General features: G+C 44.3%; 5 protein-coding genes. All 5 read right to left on the bottom strand.

Features of this window, described 5'->3' with window-relative positions; translation table 11 throughout:
• Positions 1-804: 804 nt before the first annotated feature.
• The 5 genes from DXB18_RS15875 to DXB18_RS15850 all read right to left on the bottom strand — a co-directional run bounded on the left by DXB18_RS15875 (position 805) and on the right by DXB18_RS15850 (position 5,538).
• Positions 805-2,187: a hypothetical protein gene (locus DXB18_RS15875; protein WP_002595441.1), complete on the bottom strand. Its 1,383-nt coding sequence runs from the start codon at positions 2,185-2,187 to the stop codon at positions 805-807.
• A gap of 381 nt (positions 2,188-2,568) precedes the next feature.
• Positions 2,569-3,123 (bottom strand): hypothetical protein, encoded by a 555-nt coding sequence (locus tag DXB18_RS15870; RefSeq protein WP_002595445.1) that lies wholly within the window; start codon positions 3,121-3,123, stop codon positions 2,569-2,571.
• Between the two features lie 390 nt (positions 3,124-3,513).
• Positions 3,514-4,629, bottom strand: coding sequence for a relaxase/mobilization nuclease domain-containing protein (locus tag DXB18_RS15860; protein ID WP_002595444.1), 1,116 nt, complete (start codon positions 4,627-4,629; stop codon positions 3,514-3,516).
• Positions 4,590-4,910 (bottom strand): plasmid mobilization relaxosome protein MobC, encoded by a 321-nt coding sequence (gene mobC / locus DXB18_RS15855; protein ID WP_002595443.1) that lies wholly within the window; start codon positions 4,908-4,910, stop codon positions 4,590-4,592. The genes DXB18_RS15860 and mobC overlap by 40 nt, the downstream gene beginning before the upstream one ends.
• Positions 4,903-5,538, bottom strand: coding sequence for a hypothetical protein (locus DXB18_RS15850; protein ID WP_002595442.1), 636 nt, complete (start codon positions 5,536-5,538; stop codon positions 4,903-4,905). The genes mobC and DXB18_RS15850 overlap by 8 nt, the downstream gene beginning before the upstream one ends.
• Positions 5,539-5,662 lie beyond the last annotated feature (124 nt).

Genomic DNA, 5,662 nt, shown 5'->3' with positions numbered 1-5,662 from the left:
GGGGGATTGAAGGGGGGCTTTGCCACCCTCACAAGTTCTAAAGTGTAGCCGTTAGGCTATCACTTTAGGGAACTTGCAATATATCCGCTACACATAATATAGCATAGTGATAGCCACTTGTCAAGCGGATATATTCGTGCGTGGATTTCGCCAGAAATACAGTGGAGCTTACTTCCTCTTGGGCGACTTTGGAAGTGTAGGAGGGAGACAGTCAAGGGCTTGTTTTTTATCTGCAGTATGAGCTTCGGCTTGCCGATCAGCGAATGCAGCAGATAAAAAATGGTCGCAGACCACCCTTTACTTTCTTCCGCCGGAACAGACAATGAAGCACAAGGGGAAGTGACGGAACGGACGGACAGCCGTTTCCCCCTCCGGCATGATAGCCAACAAAAAAGAGTATCAAGGGTAAACGCTGCGGTCTTTCGACCGCCCTTGACACTCTTTTCCTTATGGCTCTGATAATAAACAAGGGGAAATGGCTTCTTGTGGCATTTCTGCCACTATGGTATAATGGGCAACGCTACCACCCCTATACAGGTACAGAAAGGGGGTGTGCCACCATGAGTATATTTTCGTCTTTCTTACTCTCTGTCTTGGCAAGTGTAGTCGCCTACTACATCTGCAAATGGCTGGACGGAGATAAATAGGCGGTAGCCAGCCTAAGGCATAAGCCACCTTGCCACAACGGAATAGAAAAGCCCCGGAGGTCGCAACTCCGGGGCTTTTTGCGTGCCACAATGAGCACTTTCGTCTTTCTTGCCTACTGGCATTATAGCATATGCCTTTCAGCATTTCAAGTATGCCCTACTTCCACCACTTATAAACCGTATGCTTTGCAAGTCCTGTCTCTCGGATGCAGTCCGCTTTTGTTCCCAGAGGGTTGCTTTCTCTCCATTCTTCGACAATCTTCGCCTTGTCTGGTCTCCCTTGTAGAGCTTTGCCCCTGTCCTCATTCATTGTTTCAAGGGTAAAACGTGCGATTTTTAAGTGCGTGGCTTGCTTTCTGCCGTTCCTCTTATTTGGCGGTATGACAACTTTCGTCTGCTTCTCTATCCATTCTCGGCTTGCCATAGTCGAAAGTAGCTTGTTATCAGCTTTGAGGGCTTTCAATGCGTCCTTTACATCTTCCCTTGTAAAATGGTTGTCCTCATCATCTGTAAGGCTCTCCAGATGCTCCAAAAATGAATAGGCATCTTGCCTTATTCGTCTTTCAGATATGCCACATTTCAAGCCATACGCACACAATGCCATGATTGAGAAGTACCTACCGCCTACCTTTACTTCGGTAAAAATCTTGTTCTTCCACCACTCATAAAGGGCTTCATTACACACCCATGTGCCTTTTTTCTTCGGTCTGCCCTCTACAACTCGCTCTTGATACCACTCTGGGTACAGCTTCTTTGCTTCGTCCAGTGACAGCTTACTCTTTTCTTTCTTCGGCTTCTCTGTAAGTACCGATAAATCAACCTTACAGTTCGGTATGCTGTCCTTTATATCTTCCAGAGTATAGCGGTTATCCGACATCTTATAGGCTTTCACTGGGAAGTCTGCCCCCAGCTTGCTCTGGCTCCCAACACACCTAAAGCCTTGATAGATACCTGTTATATCTGGGCTGTCTGGTCTGATACTGCTCGTATCGTTCCATAGTCTGCGGATAAATGCTTCTTTCAGCTCCGCAAGGGTATCTTCCAGATTATGATACAACTGTACTGGCTCTTTCAAAAAGTAATAGGCATGGACACCCTTTCCAGAACTCACAAGGTAGGTCGGTCGGAGCTGTACTCCGTTCCCGAATTGCTTCAAGAGGTTCTTCAACTGCTGTTTTCCGACATAATCAATATCTATTGCAACCGCATACAGTTCATGTGCGTTCTGCTTCGTGTGTGTCTTGCCATAGAACGTGATAGGCGGTATCAGTCCGAACTCGTCCCCTATGACCTTATCAAGCATATTCAGACTATCATCTATAACCCACTGCTTCGTTCTTCCCTTTCCAGATGGTCTTATCTGGGTTGCAATCACATTTCCTTTTCCGTCATGCTCTGCACTCTGTAAGCTCCCCTCTGGGAACAAGTCACGATAGAACTCATGGGGGCTGACCTCTGGAAAACCTCTCTCCAACATCAGCTCCTCTTTATCCCTATATACCTTTCTCCACTCATACATTGTTTTTGTATTTCTACGCATATTTTTCTCCTACTTAGATATATTATATAATATACTGCCCTTACTCCGCCTGACCGCTAATCTTATCAATAGATTTTTGCACCTTTTTCTCTCAAGTATAAGGGAGTGCCTTTTTGGTGTCAATATCTACACCTCACTCCCTCTCGCCTTCACCGCTTATCTTATCAATGAAGTATTTTACCTTTTTCCATCAAGTATAAGGGAGTGCCTTTTTGGTGTCAATATCTACACCTCACTCCCTCTCGCCCTTATCGCTTATCTTATCAATGAATTTATTGCACCTTTTTGACCTCTAAAAAAAGGGAGTGAATTAAGAATATCTCATCCTCACTTCACTCCCTCTTATTTTCATCACTACTCTTACCAATATTTCAGTATTTTCTACTTAGCATCACGAAGAGTTCCTTTCCATACTGCGTATTCGTCACCTTTCTCATCAGTTGCGGTTAATATTGCTTCACAATATGGATTTGATGGTGGATTCGGAGTCGTATATACATAGCTTCGAGAATTAGTTCCTGTATACCCATTATGATCTTCTTCATTTGTATGCCAACTATTTACTCCTTCAGCTCTTGTTACAAGTTTACTGGATTTTAATTTTAATGGATTAGACGTCATAGATGCCTTAACTGTGTACTGCGGTCTTCCAGATGAATCTAAACCATCATAAAAATACTCCATACTTCCTAAAATTCTATTTTCAATATCTAAAGCTGTAGCAGGAATAGGTTCTCGAGAAGAAATTGTGTTTTTTCCATCACACGCAAAATATACTTTATCCAGCAAAACAGATTCTCCATTAGTTGAACGAGTCACCGATTCTACCGCCTCGGTTTCAGCAGGAGCTGTATCTGCTGCAAAACTAACCATATTCATAGCCATCATCATTATTGCTGCCAAAGCTAACGCTACAGATCTGCGAATATTTCTCATTAATTTTCCTCCTATGTCAATGTATTTTTATAGCATCTAAAGCAACAAGTACATTGGCATCCCCTCCTTTTTGTTTTACTATACTATATTTTCAACAAAAAAACATTAATTATATATAACATTTTTATAAAACTTTACTTGACAAATAAATAATATAACACTATCAAAAACGTCCCAATATTACAGACCATACCGCCCCAAAACAGGTATATCTTCAAGCCCTCATATCTGAAAAAGCTGTTTTTGCTTTCCTCCAGCTCCCGGACTTTCTGCTTCATTACGCTTGTAAGCGTATCAGACTGCTTTTCAAGAGCTTTTGTTGCCTTCTGTACCGCCTCTATATTCGCCTGTAACGCCTTTTTTACCTCTTGGACGGTACTTTCTCTGACCTCATCTCTCAGGCTCCCAATTCCGGCTGATATGGCGTTCTGAAGTAGTTCGTTGCTGTTCTCTAACTGCTCGACTTGCTTCTTCAGCTCGCTGATGAGCTGCCTGCTCAGCTCGGCGTCTCTCTGCCTGTTCTGCTCTGCCCTTGCTTGTCCTTGATTTGACTGCTTCATCAATTCCTCGCAGCTCTCGCTCGACAAAGCTAAGGCTTCCTTCAGCAGGCTGTTCTCCAGCTCTGTCCGGCTCTGACGGTTCAGTTCTTGGATCCGTTCTCTCGGACTTGCCTGCTCTGACTTCTGCTGTTCGTGCATTTCTCTCAAACTCATGCTCCAGTTCCTCCTTTCCAAAACCCATGTTGTAGTATTTTTCCAGCTTATTATTACGAATTTTGCAAGCCTTTTCTCCTGCCTGCTTCCTTGCTAAGTCGGTATATGTGATGTATTTGTGGCTGTCCTGCCAGTCCACTCCGTACCCTCTTTCATTCATCAGCCGAATAAAGCTTTCCCGGCTGGTCGCTGTTTCCTTACAGTCCAGGACTGCCAGGGCAATGTCCTGGACATAGCTTTTCACTTTCCCCTGCTCCGCCTGCTTCAGAAGCTGGTACGTCTCTTTTTTCCATGCCACTGTTTCCTCACGTTCCGCTCCTTCAAAGGTCTTTCCCTTTTCTGAGACGTGTAGCCCCTGCTCCCTGCTCTGTGCGTTGCACCGCTCCTTCAGCTCCTGCAGGTCGGCGCTGCTCCACTGCAGCTTGTGCCCGTCCTCAAAATTGACGGAATTGACGATAAAGTGCGTATGGATATGTTTTTTGTCCTTATGGGTAGCCACAAGCACCTCAAACCCTTTCCATGCCGACGTATTCTCTGCAAGCTGTAAGGCGTTCCTGTGTGCCTGCTCCGGCGTGATTTTCTCGTCCTTATGGTAGCTCTGGACAAAGTGCTTGTATGTCCTTCCCCCGGTTTTCTCCCATAGTTCCTTGGTGGCTTGCATTTCGTCCTTTACTGTATCTGGTTCACAGTGCAGACCGCTGACAAGCTTATCCTCTGTCTTTTCCTCTTTTGTCACATAGTCCAGTGCTTGCCCTATGCCTGCTTTTGAAGATACTGCTTTAATAACTGCCATACTTCTCTCACCTCTTTCATGGTGTTAGGAAGCTCTTGCTTATAGTCCACATATCCATTTTCATTCAGCTTCTTGGCTATCTGGTTCAGATTGTTGCCTTGCCTTTTCAGCTCTGGATATATCTCTTTCAGTCCGTCCAGATTGACAATGTTCGACTGTGTGAGGGCTTCAATGATATATTGCTGTTGGCTCTTTCCAGACTGCTCTACTTTTTCTTTTATCTGTGCAAGTTCTTCCTCTGACACTCTTATAACTATCTGCTTCGGTCTTGTCCTATTCATTGATGAAGTCCTCTCTTTCCTTTACCCACTTCTTAATGAGTTCGATTTCCTCGTTCATGTTCGGCTCTTTCTCTGGCTTCCAGTCCGCTCTCATGTCTTTCAGTTCTTCCAGTGCTTCTTCTAAGTCTGCCTTATAGCTTTCTAAATCTTCTTTTTCGCTTGCTATATATTCATCAACACTATTGTAACAAGGCACACACTCATAGCTTGTAAAATCATCATTATACTTGTGGTACACAATGTCTTTCCATTCATCACTTGGCTCTGCTATGTTCTGTTTAGTAATTTCAATGTCGGATTTTATTGTCTCTACGTTCTCCAACATATCCAGATAATGCTCTGGTTCATAACCCAAATTCAATAAGTGATTCAGCAGTGTAGGCTCTGGGAACATTCCGAACCAACAACGCTCGAACCACTGGTCAGCATAATCTCTTTCATCACTTCCATTGGAGTAAGTACCGCCCACCAAATCTCCGACAAAATTCTCTATCAGCTCTCCGATTGTCAGACCATGCTTCCCACACTTTCTCGCCAGTCGGTCACAATCTGCGTCCGACAATTTCACTGTGATTTTTCTCTCTCTGATTGTCTCAATTTCTTTCTGCTGTTCCTCGCCCCAACTCATGCTTTTACCTCTCTTTCTTCTTGGCTATCACTCAACAATTTACCGCATATCTGCGGTCACTCAAAGGGGGATTGAAGGGGGGCTTTGCCACCCTCACAAGTTCTAAAGTGTAGCCGTTAGGCTA

Source organism: Clostridium sp. OM02-18AC (assembly GCF_003481825.1).
Classification (GTDB): domain Bacteria; phylum Bacillota; class Clostridia; order Lachnospirales; family Lachnospiraceae; genus Brotaphodocola.
This window is presented reverse-complemented; position numbering and strand designations above follow the sequence as displayed.

Bases quoted from the DNA above. Each gene is read 5' to 3' on its own strand.
- DXB18_RS15850 (WP_002595442.1), bottom strand. From the start codon at position 5,538: ATGAGTTGGGGCGAGGAACAGCAGAAAGAAATTGAGACAATCAGAGAG.
- DXB18_RS15875 (WP_002595441.1), bottom strand. From the start codon at position 2,187: ATGCGTAGAAATACAAAAACAATGTATGAGTGGAGAAAGGTATATAGG.
- DXB18_RS15870 (WP_002595445.1), bottom strand. From the start codon at position 3,123: ATGAGAAATATTCGCAGATCTGTAGCGTTAGCTTTGGCAGCAATAATG.
- mobC (WP_002595443.1), bottom strand. From the start codon at position 4,910: ATGAATAGGACAAGACCGAAGCAGATAGTTATAAGAGTGTCAGAGGAA.
- DXB18_RS15860 (WP_002595444.1), bottom strand. From the start codon at position 4,629: ATGGCAGTTATTAAAGCAGTATCTTCAAAAGCAGGCATAGGGCAAGCA.